16 protein-coding genes are annotated in these 19619 nt (G+C 67.5%); 11 read left to right on the top strand and 5 right to left on the bottom strand.

Translation table 11 applies throughout. The features are described 5' to 3' along the window. The first annotated feature begins 51 nt into the window (after positions 1 to 51). From RHOOR87_RS0114490 to RHOOR87_RS0114475, 4 genes are all read left to right on the top strand, one after another. Entirely contained in the window at positions 52 to 645 is a 594-nt protein-coding gene (locus RHOOR87_RS0114490; RefSeq protein ID WP_007512896.1) for a hypothetical protein, read from the top strand. Positions 646 to 798: 153 nt separating this feature from the next. Continuing rightward, a complete protein-coding gene (locus RHOOR87_RS0114485; RefSeq protein ID WP_015447295.1) occupies positions 799 to 2946 on the top strand; it encodes an AsmA family protein in 2148 nt (715 codons plus the stop codon). A 65-nt stretch (positions 2947 to 3011) separates the two neighbouring features. Further along, positions 3012 to 3941, top strand: a complete 930-nt coding sequence (locus tag RHOOR87_RS0114480; protein WP_015447294.1) for a DMT family transporter — start codon at positions 3012 to 3014, stop codon at positions 3939 to 3941. Positions 3942 to 3974: 33 nt separating this feature from the next. Continuing rightward, a complete protein-coding gene (locus RHOOR87_RS0114475; RefSeq protein WP_027485402.1) occupies positions 3975 to 4619 on the top strand; it encodes a class I SAM-dependent methyltransferase in 645 nt (214 codons plus the stop codon). A gap of 61 nt (positions 4620 to 4680) precedes the next feature. Here the strand turns inward: RHOOR87_RS0114475 and RHOOR87_RS0114470 are convergent, their stop codons facing one another. The 5 genes from RHOOR87_RS0114470 to RHOOR87_RS0114450 all read right to left on the bottom strand — a co-directional run bounded on the left by RHOOR87_RS0114470 (position 4681) and on the right by RHOOR87_RS0114450 (position 11127). Further along, complete coding sequence (locus RHOOR87_RS0114470; protein ID WP_007512887.1) at positions 4681 to 4896, bottom strand: GDCCVxC domain-containing (seleno)protein; 216 nt, start codon at positions 4894 to 4896, stop codon at positions 4681 to 4683. A gap of 6 nt (positions 4897 to 4902) precedes the next feature. Beyond that, a complete protein-coding gene (locus tag RHOOR87_RS0114465) occupies positions 4903 to 8076 on the bottom strand; it encodes a CusA/CzcA family heavy metal efflux RND transporter (RefSeq protein ID WP_027485401.1) in 3174 nt (1057 codons plus the stop codon). Next, positions 8073 to 9374 (bottom strand): efflux RND transporter periplasmic adaptor subunit, encoded by a 1302-nt coding sequence (locus RHOOR87_RS0114460; RefSeq protein ID WP_027485400.1) that lies wholly within the window; start codon positions 9372 to 9374, stop codon positions 8073 to 8075. Before RHOOR87_RS0114460 ends, RHOOR87_RS0114465 begins: the two co-directional genes overlap by 4 nt. Next, positions 9371 to 10474: a TolC family protein gene (locus RHOOR87_RS0114455; protein ID WP_231381803.1), complete on the bottom strand. Its 1104-nt coding sequence runs from the start codon at positions 10472 to 10474 to the stop codon at positions 9371 to 9373. Before RHOOR87_RS0114455 ends, RHOOR87_RS0114460 begins: the two co-directional genes overlap by 4 nt. Positions 10475 to 10713: 239 nt before the next feature. Further along, positions 10714 to 11127: a hypothetical protein gene (locus RHOOR87_RS0114450; RefSeq protein WP_027485398.1), complete on the bottom strand. Its 414-nt coding sequence runs from the start codon at positions 11125 to 11127 to the stop codon at positions 10714 to 10716. Positions 11128 to 11747: 620 nt separating this feature from the next. Between RHOOR87_RS0114450 and RHOOR87_RS20935 the strand changes: the two genes are divergently transcribed. From RHOOR87_RS20935 to RHOOR87_RS0114420, 7 genes are all read left to right on the top strand, one after another. Beyond that, positions 11748 to 12113: a DUF2933 domain-containing protein gene (locus tag RHOOR87_RS20935; protein ID WP_081660221.1), complete on the top strand. Its 366-nt coding sequence runs from the start codon at positions 11748 to 11750 to the stop codon at positions 12111 to 12113. Then, entirely contained in the window at positions 12110 to 12772 is a 663-nt protein-coding gene (locus RHOOR87_RS0114445; RefSeq protein WP_027485397.1) for an isoprenylcysteine carboxylmethyltransferase family protein, read from the top strand. Before RHOOR87_RS20935 ends, RHOOR87_RS0114445 begins: the two co-directional genes overlap by 4 nt. Further along, positions 12769 to 15183, top strand: coding sequence for a heavy metal translocating P-type ATPase (locus RHOOR87_RS0114440; protein ID WP_231378338.1), 2415 nt, complete (start codon positions 12769 to 12771; stop codon positions 15181 to 15183). The genes RHOOR87_RS0114445 and RHOOR87_RS0114440 overlap by 4 nt, the downstream gene beginning before the upstream one ends. A gap of 40 nt (positions 15184 to 15223) precedes the next feature. Further along, positions 15224 to 16609, top strand: coding sequence for an MBL fold metallo-hydrolase (locus RHOOR87_RS0114435; protein ID WP_027485395.1), 1386 nt, complete (start codon positions 15224 to 15226; stop codon positions 16607 to 16609). After that, positions 16606 to 18117 (top strand): thymidine phosphorylase family protein, encoded by a 1512-nt coding sequence (locus RHOOR87_RS0114430; RefSeq protein ID WP_027485394.1) that lies wholly within the window; start codon positions 16606 to 16608, stop codon positions 18115 to 18117. Before RHOOR87_RS0114435 ends, RHOOR87_RS0114430 begins: the two co-directional genes overlap by 4 nt. Continuing rightward, positions 18114 to 19025: a ribose-phosphate pyrophosphokinase gene (locus RHOOR87_RS0114425; RefSeq protein ID WP_027485393.1), complete on the top strand. Its 912-nt coding sequence runs from the start codon at positions 18114 to 18116 to the stop codon at positions 19023 to 19025. Before RHOOR87_RS0114430 ends, RHOOR87_RS0114425 begins: the two co-directional genes overlap by 4 nt. Before the next feature lie 132 nt (positions 19026 to 19157). Further along, positions 19158 to 19601 (top strand): acetate/propionate family kinase, encoded by a 444-nt coding sequence (locus tag RHOOR87_RS0114420; RefSeq protein ID WP_027485392.1) that lies wholly within the window; start codon positions 19158 to 19160, stop codon positions 19599 to 19601. The last annotated feature ends 18 nt before the right edge of the window (positions 19602 to 19619 follow it).

The raw sequence follows: 19619 nt of genomic DNA, 5'->3' as shown, positions 1-19619 counted from the left end.
TTCACCCGCGTCGGTTACCTTGCATCTCCAGCCGAGCGCGGAAACCACTGCATGCCATTGAACGATACCCTGGCCTTCCTGCGTGCCTGGCTGCGCGACCCGCGCGGGATCGGCGCGGTAACGCCGTCCGGCGCCGCGCTGGCGCGGCTGATGACCAGCCGGGTCGGTGCGCTGGACGGCCCGGTGATCGAACTGGGCCCCGGCACCGGCGCGCTGACCCGTGCCCTGCTGGCGCGCGGCGTGCCGCTGCACCGGCTGGCCTTGATTGAGGCCGACCCGCATTTCGCCGATGCACTGAGCCGGCGCTATCCGCAGGCGACCATCCTGCGCATGGACGCGGCCCGGCTCGGCGATACCGCACCGCTGTTCGGCGACGAGCGCGCCTGTGCCGTGGTCAGCGGCCTGCCGCTGCTGTCGATGCCGCCGGCCCAGGTCGCAGCGATCGTGCAGGGCGTGTTCGAGCGCCAGCTGCGCAGCGGCGGCATGTTCTACCAGTTCACCTACGGCCCGCGCTGCCCGCTGCCGTCGGCCCTGCTCGCGCGACTGGAACTGCAGGCCCACCGGGTCGGCAGCGCGCTGCTCAACCTGCCGCCGGCGGCGGTGTACTGCATCAGCCGGCGGGCGGAGAGCCAGGTCGCCGCCTGAGCCGCCGCGGGAACTGCCCGGCCAGTGCGCGTGAACGGGGTCTGAAAGCCGTCGACCATCACGACACTGCCTATGCATCGCTGCGGCTATCACTGGCGGCGATGCTTCGACGCGTCCAGGCGACGCGCGGGCCCACCGCCGCGGGAGTGAGGGATGCAACGCCGCCGGAAAGTACTCAGCTCGATCGCGGGCACGCTGCTGGTGCTGCTTGCGCTGCTGCTGGTCGCCGTCGCCACGTTCGACTGGAACCGCATGAAGCCGTTCATCGCCGACAAGGTCAGCCAGGCGATCGGGCGCCCGTTCGCGATCGATGGCGAGCTCACCGTGGACTGGCAGCGCGATCGCCACGGCAGCTGGTTCGCCTCGCTGCTGCCGCGGCCCGAGTTCACCGCGCGCGACATCCGCATCGCCAACCCGGGCTGGGCCGCGCGGCCGCAGTTCGCCCACCTCGACGCGCTGCGCTTCCGGCTGTCGCTGCCGGCGCTGCTGACGCACCGCATCGACGTGCCCACGTTGCAGCTGGTGCGCCCCACCGCCGACCTGGAGCGCGACAAGTCGGGGCGCGCCAGCTGGGATTTCGCGCCGCCGGAAAACACCGCACCCTCCGCCTGGAAGCTGCAGCTGGGCACGATCGGTTTCGACCAGGGCCTGATCACTCTCGACGATGCCGCCAACCGGGTGAAGCTGAAGCTGGTGGTGGAGCCGCTGCAGGAAGCCATCCCCTATGAGCAGATCGTGGCGCAGCAATCCAGCGATGCGCGCGAGCAGGCCGGCAAGACGGTCGGTGCCGCGGCGAAGAAGGCCATGGCCGGCGGCAACGCCACGCCGGAACGGGTCGGCCAGGTTACGGCATCGACGACCTACCAGTTCAGCTGGACCGCCGAAGGCAGCTACCAGGGCAGTCCGCTTACCGGCAAGGGCCGCACCGGCGCCGTGCTGGCGCTGCAGGATACGACCAGGCCGTTCCCGCTGCAGGCCGACCTGCGTATCGGCGACAGCCGCATCGCCCTCGTGGGCACGCTGACCGATCCGCTGCACCTGGGCGCGCTGGACGTGCGCCTGTGGTTCTCCGGCTCCAGCATGGCCAAGCTGTATCCGCTCACCGGCCTCACCCTGCCCGACACGCCACCCTACGCCACCGAAGGCCATCTGAAGGCCGCACTGCATCGCGGCGGCAGCCGTTACAGCTACCAGGACTTCCGCGGCCGCGTCGGCGGCAGCGACCTGGCCGGCAACCTGGTCTTCGTCACCGGCGGCAAGCACCCCAAGTTGAGCGGCGACGTACACTCGAAGCTGCTGCAATTCGCCGACCTGGCACCGCTGATCGGCGCCGATGCCAACGCCGGAAAAATGCAGCGCGGCGACGCCACGCCGCAGCCAGCCGACAAGCTGCTGCCGGTCGAACCGTTCCGCACCGAGCGCTGGCAGGCGATGGATGCGGATGTGAGCTTCAGCGGCGCGCGCATCGTGCGCGGCGCGGCGCTGCCGATCGACTCGCTCGCCACCCATCTGGTCATGAACAACGGCGCCCTGTACCTGGACCCGCTGAGCTTCGGGCTGGCCGGCGGCACCGTGCGCAGCAACATCACCCTCGACGGCAGCCGCACACCGATGCGCGGCCTGCTCAAGCTCGATGCGCGCCATCTCAGGCTCAAGCAGCTGTTCCCGACCTTCGAACCGATGCGCACCAGCTTCGGCGAGATCAACGGCGACGCCGCGCTCGATGCGCAGGGCAATTCCATCGCCGCCCTGCTCGGCAGCGCGAACGGCGAGCTGAAGCTGCTGATGAACGACGGTGCGATCAGCAAGACCCTGCTGGAAACCGCCGGCCTCAACGTCGGCAACATCGTCATCGGCAAGCTGTTCGGTGACAAGACCGTGCAGATCAACTGCGCGGCCGCCGACATGGCCGCCAGCAACGGCCTGTTCGACATGCGCCTGTTCGTGTTCGACACCGACGATGCGCTGATCAACGTCACCGGCACGGTGAACTTCGCCAACGAAAAACTCGACCTGGACGTGAAACCGCACACCAAAGGCTTCCGTGTGTTCTCGCTGCGCTCGCCGCTGTACGTGCGTGGCACGCTGAAGAACCCGGACGTCGGCGTGCACGCCGGCCCGCTGCTGGCGCGCGGCGCCGGCGCCGTCGCTCTCGGTACGGTCGCCGCGCCGGCCGCCCTGCTCGCCCTGGTCGCACCCAGCCACGGCGACGACGGCGACAACACCTGTCGTGCCGTGCTGCAGCAGTTGCGCAGCTCCGGCAAGGTGATACCGGCGAGCAAACCGGCGGCGAAGAAGTAAGCATCAGGCACGTCGCCAACGATGACCGGCGCTAGAATGACGGCACTCCTCCTCGTGCGACCCCCATGCAACCCGTCAACCAGGCCCGTCTGCAGATTCATTTCTGCGTGTTGCTGTGGGGCTTCACCGCGATCCTCGGCAAGTTGATCACGCTGCCCGCGTTGCCGCTGGTGTGGTGGCGCATGCTGCTGGTGGTGGCGGCGCTGCTGCTGATGCCGCGGGTCTGGCGCGGCTTGCGCGCGATGCCGGCGCGGCTGATCTGGGCGTATGCCGGCATCGGCGTGCTGGTGTCGCTGCACTGGCTGACTTTCTACGCGGCGATCAAGCTGTCGAACGCCTCGGTCGGCGCCACCTGCATCGCGCTGGGGCCGGTGTTCCTGGCTTTCATCGAACCGTGGATCGCCAAGCGCAGGTTCGACCCGCGCGAGCTGCTGATCGGCGCGGCGGTGGTGCCGGGCGTGATGATGGTGGTGGGCGGCGTGCCGCACGACATGCGCGCGGGGATCGCGGTGGGCGTGCTGTCGGCGCTGTTCGTGGCGTTCTTCGGCTCGCTCAACAAGCGGCTGGTCGAGCACGGCGACCCGCTCACGGTGACCTTCATCGAGCTGGGCACCGGCACCGTCTTCCTCACCCTGCTCGCGCCATTCATTCCGCATGCCGGCCCCGCCTTCATGCTGCCGGACACGCACGATGCGCTGTTGCTGCTGGCGCTGTCGTTCGGCTGCACCCTGTTGCCGTTCACGCTGGCGCTGGTGGCGCTGCGCCACATGAGCGCGTTCGGCACGCAGATGGTGACCAACCTGGAGCCGGTCTACGCGATCATGCTGGCGATCGTGCTGCTGGGCGAGCAGCATGAACTGGACGGCTGGTTCTACGCCGGCGTGGCGGTGATCCTGGCCGCGGTGTTCATGCACCCGCTGCTGAACCGGCGGGCACGCGCCACCACGCAGCCCGAACTGCTCGGCACCGCCGAAAGCCACGGCATGGTCGACTGATCCATCGTCAGCGGCATTCCCGAGGAGCAGCCCATGACCGACAAGCAACAGCACTGGGAAACGGTGTACCGGACCAAGGCACCGGAGGCGGTCAGCTGGTACCGCCCGCATCTGGATACCTCGCTGGCGCTGATCGAGCGCGCCGCGCCCGACCGCGGCGCCGCCGTGCTCGACGTGGGCGGCGGCGCATCGACCCTGGTCGACGACCTGCTTGCGCGCGGCTACCGCGACCTCAACGTGCTCGACATTTCCGCCGAAGCCCTGAATGTCGCCCGCGAACGCCTGGGCAAGGCGGCGGACGCGGTGACCTGGCTGGCGGCCGACCTGCTCGACGCGCCGCTGCCGCAGGCCCGCTACGACCTGTGGCACGACCGCGCCGTGTTCCACTTCCTGACCGAGGCGGAGCAACGCGCGCGCTATCTGCAGCAGCTGGCCCGTGCCCTGAAGCCGGGCGGCCACGCGGTACTGGCCACCTTCGGGCCGCAGGGCCCGCTGAAGTGCAGCGGTCTGGATACGGTCCGCTACGATGCCGAGGGGCTTGCCCGCGCGCTCGGCGACGGCTTCGCGCTGCTCGACAGCACGCTGGAGTTCCACGCGACTCCGTTCGGCACCACCCAGCAGTTCCTTTATGCGCTGTTCCGGCGGACGCCCGTCGGCAGCGCCGCTGCGATGCGCTGAACGCGAAGGGCAATGCACGACGCGGCGCCCGGCCGCGCAACCCGCAGCCATCGTCGGGCCGCTAGCCGCAGCAGCCCTTCTGCTGCTGGATCGGCGGGCACGGCACGCTGCCCCAGAAACAGAACACGCAGCAGTCGCCCGGTTTGGGCCGCAGCAGTTCGCCGCAACCCGGACAGTCGTAGAAGAACTGGCAGGCGTCGGTCGGCATGGTCTCGGTGGCCTGGTGGCCGCAATGCGGACAGGTCAGCGTGCTGCGCAGGATGGGTTCGCTCGTCATGGGTCTTTACCCTACTCCGCTTGCACCTGCTTGATCGCTGTCATCACCGGCCCGACGCAGCCGGCGCAGCACCAGCAGGCGGAACGCGGCGGGGATGACCAGCATGGACAGCAACGGCGCGGTGAGCATGCCGCCGATCATCGGCGCGGCGATGCGCTGCATCACTTCGGAGCCGGCACCGTGGCCGAGCAGGATCGGCAGCAGGCCGGCGAGGATCACCGCCACCGTCATCGCCTTCGGCCGCACGCGCTGCACCGCGCCTTCGCGGATCGCCTCGTCCAGCTCGGCCGCACCCGAGTGCGGATCGGCTGCCAGCTGGCGGTCCCACGCGTGGTGCAGGTACAGCATCATCACCACGCCGAACTCGGCGGCGACGCCGGCCAGCGCGATGAAGCCGATCATCGTCGCCACCGACACCGCATGCCCCAGCAGCCAGACCAGCCACAGCCCGCCGACCAGCGCCAGCGGCACGCTGGCCATGATCAGCGTCGCCTCGCTGATCCGGCGGAACACGGCGTAGATCAGCACGAACACGATCAGCAGCACCACCGGCACCACCAGGGTCAGCCGCTGCGTCGCCTGCGCCAGGTATTCGAACTGGCCCGACCACGCCAGCGTGATGCCCGGCGGCAGGCGCACCTCGCGCGCCACCACACGTTGCAGATCCGCCACCACCGCGCCGAGGTCGCGGCCGGCGGTATCGACGTAGACGTAGGTCGCCAGTTGGCCGTTCTCGCTTTTCAGCATCGGCGGCCCAGCGACTACCTCGATCTCGGCCACCTGCCCCAGGGTCAGCTGCACGCCGTTCGCCGCGACGATCGGCAATGCCTTCAATGCTGCGAGTGAATCGCGCTCGGCCCGCGGGTAGCGCAGCACGATCGGATAGCGCTCGCGTCCGGCGACGACCTCGCCAACCGGCTCGCCGCCGACTACGGTGGCAATCAGCTGCTGCAGCTGCTGCTGGGTCAGGCCATAGCGCGCGGCATCGACCCGGCGGATGCGCACGTCGACATAGCGACCGCTGGCCGCCCGCTCGGCAATGGCCGAACCGACGCCAGGCACCTGCCGAGCCACTGTCTCGATGCGATCGGCCACCTCCTGCAATGTCGATGGATCGGAGCCGAGCACCTTGATGCCGATCGGGCTCTTGATGCCGGTAGCCAGCATGTCGATGCGGTTGCGCAGCGGCGGCACGAACAGGTTGGTCAGGCCCGGCACGCGCACCGCCCGGTCCAGCTCCGCCTTGATCCTGTCCATCGTCATGCCCAGTCGCCACTGGCTCTTTGGTTTGAAGGTGATGGTGGTCTCGAACATCTCCATCGGCGCCGGATCGGTGGCGGTGTCGGCACGGCCGGCCTTGCCGAATACGTGGTCGACCTCGGGCACGCTCTTGATCATGCGGTCGGTGAGCTGCAGCAGCTGCGCCGCCTTGCCCGAGGACAGCCCCGGCAACGCGGTGGGCATGTACAGCAGCGTGCCTTCGTCCATCGCCGGCATGAATTCGCTGCCGAGCCGGCCGAGCGGCAGTAGCGCGGTGAGCAGCAACAGCCCGGCCAGCGCCAGGGTCGTTTTCGGGGAGCGCAGCACCGCTTCCAGGATCGGCCGGTACAGCGCGATCAGGCCGCGGTTGAGCGGATTGGCGTGTTCCGGGCGGATGCGCCCGCGGACCAGGTAACCCATCAGCACCGGCACCAGGGTCACCGCCAGCCCGGCCGCCGCCGCCATCGCGTAGGTCTTGGTGAACGCCAGCGGCTTGAACAGCTTGCCCTCCTGCCCCTGCAGCGCGAACACCGGGATGAAGGACAGCGCGATGATCAGCAGGCTGACGAACAACGCCGGGCCCACTTCGGCCGCCGCGTCGGCGACCAGCGACCAGCGTGCCGTGCCTTGCGGCTCCTTGCCGTCGTGCGCATCGCGCCAGTGTTCCAGGTGCTTGTGCGCGTTCTCGATCATCACCACCGCCGCATCGACCATCGCGCCGATCGCGATGGCGATGCCGCCGAGCGACATCAGGTTCGCCGTCACGCCTTGCAGGTGCAGCGCGATGAACGCGACGAGCACGCCCAGCGGCAGGCTGACCACCGCGACCTGCGCCGAGCGCAGGTGGCCGAGGAACAGCACGCAGACCAGCGCGACCACCAGGAATTCTTCCAGCAGCTTGCCCCACAGGTTGCTCACTGCCGCATCGATCAGCTGCGCGCGGTCGTAGGTCGGCACGATCTCGACGCCGGCCGGCAGGCTGTGCTGGAGCTCGGCGAGCTTGGCCTTGACCGCCTCGATCGCGGCCTTCGCGTTCTTGCCCGAACGCAGCACGATGATGCCGCCGGCCACTTCGCCCTGGCCATCCAGCTCGGCGATGCCGCGCCGGAAGCTCGGCCCGCGCCGCACCGTGGCGACCTCGCCAAGCAGCACCGGCACGCCAGCCGCGTTGGTGTCGACCGGCACGCGCTCGAAATCCTCGCGGCTGCGCAGATAGCCTTCACTGCGCACCATCAACTCCGCCTCGCCCTGCTCGATCACCGAGCCGCCGCCGGCGCCGTTGGCCGCGCGCACCGCGTCCGTCAGCTGCGCCACGGTGATGCCGCGCGCGGCCAGCGCCGGCGGGTCCGGCACGATCTGCCAGGCGCGTTCCATGCCGCCCAGGCTGGCCACTTCGGCCACGTCCGGCACCGTCTTCAGCTGGTAGCGCAAAAACCAGTCCTGCAGCGCGCGCAGTTCGCCGAGGTCGTGCTTGCCGCTGCGGTCGACCAGCGCGTACTCGTAGACCCAGCCCAGGCCGGTGGCGTCGGGACCCAGCGACGGGTTGACCCCGGCCGGCAGCCGGTCGCGCACCTGGCTCAGGTACTCCAGCACGCGCGCGCGGGCCCAGTACAGATCGGTGCTGTCGTCGAACAGCACGTAGACGTAGGAGTCGCCGAAGAACGAATAGCCGCGCACCGTGCGCGCGCCGGGCACCGACAGCATGGTGGTGGCCAGCGGATAGGTGACCTGGTCCTCGACCACCTGCGGCGATTGCCCGGCCCAGCCGGTGCGGATGATCACCTGGGTGTCGGACAGGTCCGGCAAGGCGTCCAGCGGCGTGCGCAGCAGCGAGAACACGCCGGCCGCGGCCAACGCCAGCGCGGCCAGCAAGACCAACATGCGGTTCGCGATCGCGGCCCGAATCAGCGCGGCAATCATCGCTTGTCTCCCGTCGGCATCGGGTGGGACATGGCATGGTTCGCCGCGCTGGTAGCCGCTGCGGGCGCCTCCCGGCCATCGCCCAAGCGCTCCAGCGCACCGGACAGGCTGGCCTCCGAATCGATCAGGAACTGGCCGGACACGACGATCTTCTCGCCGCCGTGCAGACCGGCCAGGATCTCCGTGTAGCCGTCGGCCGAGCGTCCGGTGCGCACGGCGAGCGGGCGGAAACGGCCGCCCGCTTCGGCCACGATTACCCGCGTCTGCTGGCCGGTCGCGATCAGCGCGTCGTCCGGCACCACCGGCACCGCCACGCCATCGGCCGGATGCAGTTGCACGGTGACGAACATGCCCGGGCTCAGCCGATCGCCCGGGTTGGCCAGCACGATGCGCGCGCGCCGGGTGCGCGTGGCGCTGTCGATATCCGGCAACAGCGCCTCCACGCTGCCATGAAACACCTGGCCCGGCAGCGCATCGACCGTGACGGTGACGGGCGTACCGCCGCGCACCGCACCGGCGAGCGCCTGCGGCACCGCCGCCTCGACCCACACCGTGGCCAGGCCGTTCAAGGTCAGCAGGGTCTGCCCGGCGCTGACCCGCTGCCCTTCGCGCACCTCCAGCGTGGTGACTACGCCGGCCTGCGGCGCATACAGCGCGATCGCCGCACCCGCGCCGCGGCGCACAGCGCGGATGTCCACAGCGGTCAGGCCGAGTACCTGCAGGCGCTCGCGCGCGGCGCCGCGCAAGGCCTTCGCGTCGGCCGACCGCGCGCCCTGCAGCGCGTCGTACTCGGCCAGCGCGCTGCTCCACTGCGGCGCCAGCAGTTCGGCCAGCGGCTGGCCCGCCGCCACCTGCGCGTACGGCGCACGCACCTGCAGCCTGGCGATCACCGCATCGACGCGGGCGCTGACCGTGGTGGCCTCGCGCGGATTCCACGCCACCGTGCCGGGCACGCGCAGCGTGGTCGACAGCACGCGGCGCTCGACCGGTGCGGTGCGCACGCCCAGGTTCTGCACGGTGGCCGGATCGATCCGCACGAACGCCCCGGCCGCATTGGCGTCGGCATACCGCGGCACCATTTGCATGCCCATCGGCGACAGGCCGGGGCGGTCGAAATGCTGCTCCGGCGCCATCGGGTCGTACCAGTACAGCACCTTGCCAGCAGGCTCCGGCGCAGCCGGCGACGGATGCACCTGCGCGGGCGCGGTGGGGGCCCGGTGACGACCGCCGAGATAGCCGGCGACGAGCAGGCCAGCAGCCGCGACGATGGCGGCAAGAATGATCAACAGGCGCTTCATGGCGTTGTCTCCGAAGGCAGCAGGTAGGCAAGCGACGCCCACAGCCGTGCGCGTGCCGCCAGCGCATCGGCGTAGCCCAGGCGCAGCTCGATCTCGGCGCGGCGGGCATCCAGCCACGGCTGCAGCGAACCGCTGCCGCGGTAACCGGCCAGCGCGGTTTGTGCGCGGTCACGCGCCAGCGGCAGCAGGGTTTGTTGGTAGCGTGCGATCTGCCGCCCCCAGCCCTGCCACGCCGCCAGCGCCCGCGTCACCACCTCGCGCTGGGCGCGGCGCGCGTCCTCGCGATCGGCCTGCACGGCGTCCCACTGCGCCTGCCGGGCGCTGATCCCGCGGTCCTGCCGGTTGCGGGTGAACAGCGGCAGGCTGACGCCGACCTCCAGCATCACCATGTCCGACAGGCCCGGCGCGCGCCGGCCGTAGCTGGCGCTCACGCTCCAGTCCGGGTGGCGCGCCGCGCGCGCCTGCTCGAGCGCCGCCTGCGCCACCTGCTCGCGCGCGGCCCACGCCTGCAGCGGTGCCTGCCGGTCGACGGTGGACACCAGACGGTCGGCGTCCACCGGCAACCGGCTGAAATCCTGCGTCGCGGCAAGCGCGCCGGGCGACGTTCCCAGCCAGCGCTGCAGGCCCGCCTGTGCGGCCGCCAGATCCACCTCGGCCGCCTCGATCCGATTGTCCAGCGTGGCCATCTCGGCCCGCGCCGCCAGTGCATCGACCGCGCTGCCCTCGCCGCCGCGCAGGCGCGCCTGCGCGATCCGCCAGGCCAATGCCGCTTCGTCATGCAGGCCGAGCAGCAGCGCGTGCTGCTGCTCGGCCGCCCATACGTCGATCCACGCATCGGCGATGCGCTCGCGCACGCCCTGCGCGGCGACCACGCTGTCGGCCTGCGCCGCATCGACCCGTGCGCTGGCCAGCGCACGCTCCGCGCGACGCGCTGTGCGCGATGGAATGGCCTGCATCACGCCGACCGTACGCGCGGTCATCTCGTCCGAACGCAGACTGAAAGCGCCCGGGCTTGTGACCGGGTAGTTGGAAAGCCCGAACGTCAGCGTGGGATCCGGCAGTTGGCCGGCACGCGCCGCCTCCTCGCGCGTCGCCGCGATGTCGGCGGCGCGCGCTTCAAGTTGCGGCGCGCGCGCCAGGCCTTGCCTGGACAGCTGTTTCCAGGGTCAGTGGCGGTTCGGCGGCATGCGCCGCCGCCCACGGGAGCAGAACCAGGCCCGCCACCATCAGGTGTCGGGCGAAATAAATGGACAACATGAGTGAACACTCCGTCGATCTGCATTTGCGTCTTGCCAAAGCGGGCATGACGCCACGTCGGTGGATACCGCGACGGGTCAGATCAAATCAGGAGTGTGCAGTACAACAACATGGGCGCGGGTGGCGGCGCGCGCAAACGGTCGAGCCGTGCCAGGGTGCGGTTCGACGGCAACGTCACGGCCGCCACGGACAACAGCATCGGCGGCAGCGCAGTCAGCACGTTGAGTGGCACCGAGGCGGTGCGGACATCGACCTGGGTGGCGTGATCGGGCAAGCAATGCTTGTCGCAGAGCGGGTCGGTAGGAGCCCCCTGCATCTGCGCGCAGGTCTGGTCCACCGCCGGCATTGAGGTCATCGCCGTCGACTGGCCCGTTGCCTTCGGCAGCGTTGGACAGACGTAGGCAGCCAGCGCCACCTGCTGCCAGAGCAGCAGCACCGTCACCAGCCAGGCAAGGCGGCGGCGTGTGGCGGGATGCATGTGGAACGGACGGACCATGAATAGCTATATATCTCGATGAATACAAGGTTGCTTTGACTTGAATCAACTTCAAGTTCACCGGCCATGTTCAATGTGCTCGCATGCGCGAGTCACGCGGTCATCCAGAGCGGGCAACGTGACCTTGCGGAAACGCGCAGCGCCCAACTAAGGACAACTCAGGACAGCGGATACCCCACACTTTCATGATGATCCTGGCGTACGGGCGCACACGGCATCATCCCATCTGCATCTGATGTTGTATGGGGGCACCTTGGCAGCAGACACCGATCGAGGGCGGGCGCCTCTGGCTTGAGGCCCAGTCGCGACGTTGTGCTGCAGCATTGCCTTTCATCCACAGCAGATCCAGTCATATGGCCGTCTGGCCGCCCAGAAGGCCACATTCACAAGACCGCGATTGCAAATCCCGCGGCACCCTCTTGACCACGATCAATCCACCCCTTTTTGTAGCCGCCCATACTTCGCTCCAGTCCCTGCGAAACTCCAGACTTGAATCCATGCCATCCATTTGACCGAGGCCAAGTTCCCGTTCTTCTGAACGCGCAGAGTTGAGCCACAGCAAAGCGCTCACGGATGAGTGCTATCGACCACCCGTTTGGTTTCACCAGGGGGACCCAGCGATGAAGAATGACCCATCCCTTGGCGACCCACGCCCACAGTTACGAGGGCACACCAACGACTATCCTGAGCGTCGGTGGCAATGGCGCGTCGCGTTCTGGCTTCTGCTCGCGATTGCCGCGTTCTACTTGTTTACCGAGCACCGGGCTCACCTCGCACTCGGTTTGCCGTATCTACCCTTTCTATTGTTGGCAGCCTGTCCGCTGCTACATATGTTCGGCCACGGTGGCCATGGCGGGTACGACGGCCATCGGCACTCACGGCAGCATCGGTCCGGCGACAGCCCTTCCCCGTCGAGTGACGCCCGTTCGGGTGCCACTGAACACAGGACCAATGGCACCCATCGGCGAGAAGAGGATCGGCCATGAACACGACCATTCCCGGCTACGGCATGTGGGGACTCGCCGCCGCCAATGCTGCCTTCTTCATCTTCTTCGCCTGGAGCTTCTACATGCCCTTGAACGCCCGTGACTGGCGCAGTTTCGGCCTGTTCTCCGCCTTTGTTGTAGCGCTGTTCGCCGAAATGTACGGCTTCCCGCTGTCGTTGTTCCTGCTGTCGGGATGGCTGTCGTCGAAGTTTCCGGGGGTGCACTGGCTGAGCCACGACGCCGGCCATGTGTTCGAAATGATGTTTGGCTGGAGACTGCACCCTCACCTTGGCCCGTTCCATATCGCGAGCTTCGTGCTCATCGGCTTGGGCTTCTGGTTGCTGTCGGTAGCATGGCCGGTGCTCTACCGCGCCCAGCGCGATGGACGGATCGCCCACGAAGGAATCTATGCCCGTATCCGACATCCCCAATATGTCGGGTTCTTCATGATCATGACCGGATTCCTGCTGCAATGGCCCACACTGCTGACGCTAGCCATGTATCCAGTCCTGATCTGGGTCTACGCCCGTCTCTCGATTGCCGAGGAGCGCGATAGCCTCAAGCGGTTCGGCGAGGCCTATGCCAGCTACATGACCGAGGTACCTCGCTTCATTCCACGTCGTCGGCGAATGGGCAGTACTTCCGGAGCTGCGCCTTGAACAAAATCGCATCGAAGATGAGAACCCACGTGTGGCCCGTCGGCCGGATGTGCACCGCCGGATGCGCCACCACGTTGGAGCGCAGCGTCTTAGCCATCCCGGGTGTATCGGCGGCGAACGCGAATTTCCCGTCCGGCACGCTGAAAGTCGATTACGACCCGGATCGGCTGTCGCCCGGACAGATTGCCGCCGTGATCCGGGGCGCAGGATTCTCCTGCAACCAGGGCACTCCCGGCGTGACCACATCCCACGCGCATGCGGACCACGGCGCGCACGCAGCGCACGTGCCGACGCCGACAGCCGCCCCCAGTACGGCGGCCGCCCATGCCGATCATCATGCCGGGCATGGCACCGCCGCCGCCGGCAAAAAGTCCGAAGCCCTGCACGATGCCCATGAAGGCATGCATCACGGAGGCGACCTCCACGCTGCCGCTCGGGACATGCAACGGCGTTTTGTTGTCGCGCTGATCTTCGCCATTCCCGTATTCCTGTGGTCACCGATGGGGCTGATGCAGCCGCCACCGGTGCCGTTCGGGCTGGACAAGGATCTCTGGCTGTTCCTGCTCGGCTCCGGCGCGGTGATCTACCCGGGCTGGCCATTCTTCACTGCCGCCATCCGGTCGCTGCGCCATGGCGTACTCGACATGGCCGTATTGGTTCTGCTGAGCGTCGGTACCGGCTACGGCTTCAGCATCGGCACCACGTTCTTCTTCGAAGGGCCGAACTTCTACGAGGCCTCCGCGGTGTTGCTGACCTTCGTCCTGCTGGGGCACTGGCTGGAGATGCGCGCCCGGGCCGGCGCATCCGACGCGATGCGGGCACTGCTCAAGCTCTCGCCGCCACGCGCGGTGGTGCGACGGGGCCACACCGAAGTCGACGTTCCCACCGCCGAGGTCGTGATCGGCGACACCGTGGTGGTTCGTCCCGGCGCCAAGATTCCCGTGGACGGCGAGGTCATCGAAGGCAGCTCGCAAGTGGACGAGTCGATGCTGACCGGCGAATCGATGCCTGTACGCAAGGACCCGGGCAGCTTGGTGGTGGGTGGCGCGATCAACAAGAGCGGTGCCTTTGCCTACCGCGCCACCAAGGTTGGCTCGGAGACCGCCCTCGCCCAGATCATCGCGCTGGTGCAGGAAGCCCAGAACTCCAAGGCACCCGCCCAACTGCTTGCCGACAGGGCCTCGCAGTGGCTGGTGCTGGCCGCGATCATCATCGGCCTGCTCACGTTTTCCGTCTGGTTCTGGTGGATCGGCCAGTCGTTGCTGTTCGCGCTCACGCTTACTATCACGGTGTTCGTGATCGCCTGTCCGGATGCGTTGGGTCTGGCCACTCCGATGGCCATCATGATCGGCACGGGACTGGGGGCGAAACAGGGCATCCTGTTCAAGCATGCCGAGGCAATCGAACAAAGTGCTCGGCTGGATGTGGTGATTTTCGACAAGACCGGCACCCTGACCGTGGGGCAGCCCGAAGTGGTCGAAGTCGCCGTGGCGGATGGCTGGACGGAGGAACGGATGCTGGCGCTGGCCGCATCAGTGGAGTCCCACTCGGAACATCCGCTGGCACAAGCGATCCTCAAGCGCGCAGCGCCTGTCTCCATGAAAGCAGCAGCCTTCAGCAACGTCGATGGCCGGGGTACCACTGGCACCGTCGAGGGCGCGAAGCTGTTGCTCGGAAACCGCCTGCTGATGATCGACGGGGGCGTCGCACTGGAGCCATTGCAGACGCAGGCGGAAAGATTGCAAAGCGGTGGCCGGACCGTGATCTACGTGGGCCGCGAACGGGCCTTGATCGGATTGATCGCGATCGCCGATGCAGTCCGCCCGACGTCGCGCGACACCATCGCCGAGCTCCACCGCCGCGGGGTCAAGGTCGCCATGATCACCGGCGACAACCGCCCGACCGCAGAGCGCGTCGCGGCCGAGCTCAACATCGACATCGTGCTGGCGGACGTGCTTCCGGGCGAGAAGGCCGACGAGGTGAAGAAGCTCCAGGCCCAGGGCCGGCGTGTGGGCATGGTCGGTGACGGCATCAACGACGCACCGGCCCTGACCCAGGCCGACGTCGGATTCGCCATCGGCGCAGGCACCGACGTCGCCATCGACAGCGCGGACATTGTGCTGATGCGCAGCGATCCGTACGACGTGGTGCGTGCAATTACCATCGCCCGCGGCACGCTGCGCAAGATGCACCAGAACTTGTGGTGGGCGGTGGGTTACAACGTGATCGCTTTCCCGCTGGCTGCCGGCGTACTTTATCCGTTCGTGCTGTCGCCCGAGATTGCCGCGCTGTCGATGTCCGGCAGCTCGGTCATCGTCGCGGCCAATGCATTGCTGTTGCGCCGCATGAAACTGGGCCGGGCCGCCGAGTACAACCCCACCTCGACCGCGCCAACCGTGGCCACGCCATGAGCATGTGCCGGACGCTTCCTCATCCACAACAGGCCAACCCATGAGCGATCCCGCACGTACCTTGCTGCATTTCCTGGGCGCCACCGGCACGGTGACCGGTTCGCGCTACCTGATCGAATCGTCGGGACAACGGGTTCTCGTCGATTGCGGTCTGTTCCAAGGCTACAAGCAGCTGCGCGATCGCAACCGCGCCGATTTCCCGGTACCGCCAGACACCATCGACACCGTACTGCTGACCCACGCGCATCTGGATCATTCCGGTTACATTCCCGCGCTGGTGCGCAACGGTTTTCGCGGCAAGGTGATCTGCACTCCGGCCACCCGGGACCTATGTTCGCTGCTGCTATCCGACAGCGGGCACCTGCTGGAAGAGGAAGCCAAGTACGCGCGAAAGAAGGGTTACTCAAAACATGCCCATCCCACGCCGCTGTACACGGCCGAGGATGCGGACACGGCGCTGGAGCGCTTCGTCACCCATGATTTCGACCGTGAGTTGGAGATCGGTCGCGGGCTGCGCGCCCGCTTCCACCCTGCAGGCCACTTGCTGGGGGCAGCGCAGATCAGTCTCGACATCAACGGGACGATTGTGCATTTCAGCGGAGATCTCGGTCGCACCCAGGACCCGATGATGCGTCCGCCACAGCCACTGCAACAGGCTGACGTGCTGGTGTGCGAATCGACCTATGGCAATCGTCAACATGCTCGCATGGACTCCGAAGCGGAGCTCGCTCCGGTTATTCGCCGCGTGGCGGCCCGTGGCGGCGTCATTGTCATCCCCGCCTTCGCTGTTGGCCGAGCACAAGGCCTGATGCTGCATATCGCCCGCTTGCGCCAGCGTGGCGAGATTCCCGGGATTCCGGTTTTCCTCAATAGTCCGATGGCGATCAATGCGACGGACATCTACCACCGCTATCACGGCGAACACCACGTCACGGATGCCGAATGCCAGGCCATGTATGAGCTGGCGACCATGGTCCGTACCGTGGACGAGTCGAAGGCGCTGAACCAGCGCCGCGGCCCGATGATCATCATCTCCGCCAGCGGCATGCTCACCGGCGGGCGCGTACTGCACCATCTGGAGGCGTTCGCTCCGGACTCGCGCAACGCAATCGTGCTGTCCGGTTACCAAGCGGGCGGCACGCGTGGGGCGTCGCTGATCGGTGGTGCGGACCGTCTGCGTATGTTCGGTCGGGACGTACCGATTCGTGCCGAGGTCGTCCCGCTGCAAAGCTTCTCGGGCCACGCCGATGCCGACGAGCTCCTGGCGTGGATGGGCGGGGCAACCCGTGTGCCCGGGATGACCTACGTCACCCACGGCGATCCGGATGCAGCCGACACCCTGCGGGCGCGCATCCAGCGCGAGCTCGGCTGGGACGCCCGCGTACCCGAACACCTGGAGCGCGTTGTAGTGGATGCCCGCCAATGAATGGCACCCACAACCGGTTGCGAATGGAGCGGGCCGGCATCGACACCTATCGGCAGCCCGTCGTCTACATGCACCGCGATTGCACCGTGTGCCGGGCGGAGGGGTTCGCGGCACTGACCCGCGTGCTTGTCCGCAGCGGACATCGCGAAGTGGTCGCCACCCTCAACGTGGTCACGGATGACCGGCTTGCCCTGGATGTCGCCGCATTGTCGGAGGCCGCCTGGAAAGCGCTCGACCCGGGTCCCGACGCTTGGGCCACGTTCAGCCATCCGTCTCCCCCGGCTTCGGCACCGGCGCTGCGGGCCAAGGTGTTCGGTCAGCGCCTGGACGAAAAGGATTTCCTGGGTCTGATGCGTGACACCGTGGACAACCGCCTGTCCGACATCGAATTGGCGGCATTCGTGACTGCTTGTACCGGCGAACGGCTCGATCACCAGGAGACCATCGGCCTGACGCGTGCCATGGTTTCGGTAGGACAACGGATCGACTGGGGTAGCGACACGGTACTCGACAAGCATTGCGTGGGCGGCCTTCCCGGCAACCGGACGACGCCCCTCGTGGTCGCCATCGTCGCCGCGGCCGGGCACCGGATCCCGAAGACGTCTTCGCGAGCGATCACGTCCCCGGCGGGGACCGCCGATACGATGGAAGTCATGGCGGCAGTGGCCCTGGATCTCGCCGCGATGCGTCGCGTGGTCGAGCGCGAAAACGGCTGCATCGTCTGGGGCGGCAACGTGGGCCTGAGTCCAGCCGACGATGTACTGATCGGGATCGAACGACCACTGGATTTCGACAGTGATGGGCAACTTGTGGCGAGCGTGCTGTCGAAGAAGGTTGCCGCTGGCTCCTCGCACGTGCTGATCGACATTCCGATCGGATCGACCGCCAAGGTGCGAACCGCTGACGCCGCCGATGCACTGGAAGGGCGATTGAAAGTCACCGCGAGAGCCATGGGCCTTTCGCTGGCAATCGCGCGAACCGACGGCCGTCAGCCCGTGGGCTACGGGATCGGGCCGGTACTGGAGGCGCGCGACGTCCTGTCTGTCCTGCGTGGCATCCCGGATGCGCCCCGCGATTTGCGCGAACGGGCCATCGATCTGGCCGGCGCCTTGCTCGACATCGCGCCTGGCACCAGGTCAGACACGGGCCGCGCGCAGGCCGAGGCTCTGCTGCAAAACGGTGCAGCCCTGCGGAAGTTCCTCGCGATTTGCGAGGCGCAAGGCGGCTTCCACGAACCTGTTCTCGCACCGCACGTGCGGCCGGTCCTCGCGTCGCGAAGCGGTGTTGTCGAAGGCGTCGACAATCGCCGCCTCGCGAAGATCGCCAAACTGGCCGGCGCACCGGCCAGTCAAAGCGCGGGCATTGATTGCCACATACGCATCGGCGATACCCTGCGTGCCGGGGAACCGATTTTCCATGTGCACGCACGGACGCCGGGTGAACTGGCCTACGCGCTCGAGTATGCAGCTTCGCAGCGGGATGTCTTCACCATCGGGACCGGCGCATGACACGGGTTCTGCTTCCATTCCCATCGCAGCGCGGCATCGCTGAGAACATGGCCCCCACGCTGGAGGCGCGGGTCGGTTGCGTGGACTGGCGCCGATTCCCGGACGGCGAGTCGCTGGTCGCCATCGACGATGCATTGTCAGGGGCGGACGTTGCGATCGTTGCCAGCCTGCATCACCCCGACGAGCTGTCGATCGCACTGCGCTTCGCGGCGGCGACCGCGCGCGAATTCGGTGCCCGCTCGGTCGGCCTGGTGGCACCCTACCTCGCCTACATGCGACAGGACACGCGATTCCATCGCGGCGAGGCGATCAGCGCGCCGTTGTACGCGCGATTTCTGGAGGAAAGTTTCGACTGGCTGGTAACGGTCGATCCACACCTGCACCGCAACCCGGAGCTTTCCGGGCTGTATCGCATTCCAGCGGCGCGCATGGCAGCGGCGCCGGTCGTGGCCGAGTGGATCCGTGACAATGTCCCCCACGCCATGCTCATCGGACCCGACAGCGAAAGCGAACAGTGGGTATCCGACATCGCACAGAAAGTCGGCCTGCCCTGGCAAGTACTGCAGAAGCAGCGGCACGGCGATCGCGATGTCGAGGTCAGCCTGCCCGATGCCGGGGCTGCTCGCGGACGCACACCGGTGATCGTCGACGACATCGTTTCCTCCGGGTGCACGGTGATCGAAACCCTTGGACACCTGCGCCGAATCGGCCTGCCTGCCGCGGTGTGCGTCGCCATCCACGCCGTGTTCGCCGAGGATGCCTACGACCAGTTGCTCAAGGCCGGCGCAGCCCGTGTCGTGAGCACGGATTCCATTCCGCACGCTTCCAACGCCATGTCGATCGCCGGACTGCTGGCTGGAGCCTGCAACGACTTGTTCGGGCGCACTCGCCCACGGGGGACCCGATGAATCCTTCACTGACTTGCTGCACGGCCATCGAACTCAGTTCAGACGAGCGGTAGCTGACCTATCGGCCGGCCACGGATCATCGCGTGGACGACCTCGGGCTTGCACAGTGGGTGAGCGGCCGCGGCGGCCGCAATGTCCACCCGGTTTGGTTCGCTCGCCCCTGCGGGCATACTCCATCTTCAGCGCAACCTCGGCATTTCGCCGGCGAACCTGGAGCGGATGCTGTGGAAGGAAAGCGGCCTGAAGGGGCCATCGGGCGAGTCCGGCGACATGCACGAATCATTGACGTCCCCATCGGAACAGGCGCAACGCGCCACTGCAGTTTATGTGGATGGCATCGTTCAGGACGTCGCCGCCATGGTCGCCTCTATCAGCGGCATCGACATCCTTGCCTTCCCGGATGGCGCCGACATGCACGCGCCCGCCATCCGTGCGAACGTAGTGGATGTTCCTGAGCGAATTGGCCTGGCGATCGACAGCGACTTGAACGAGCTTTTTTTCGGAGAATTTTTCCCGCGAAGCCGCACGAGTCCGTACGTTCGCACCGCACGTAGACGAGGAAAGGGAGATGGCTGACGGAATTGCCAGACTCGG

This window comes from Rhodanobacter sp. OR87 (genome assembly GCF_000473345.1).
In the GTDB taxonomy this organism is placed as follows: Bacteria; Pseudomonadota; Gammaproteobacteria; order Xanthomonadales; family Rhodanobacteraceae; genus Rhodanobacter; species Rhodanobacter denitrificans.
This window is presented reverse-complemented; position numbering and strand designations above follow the sequence as displayed.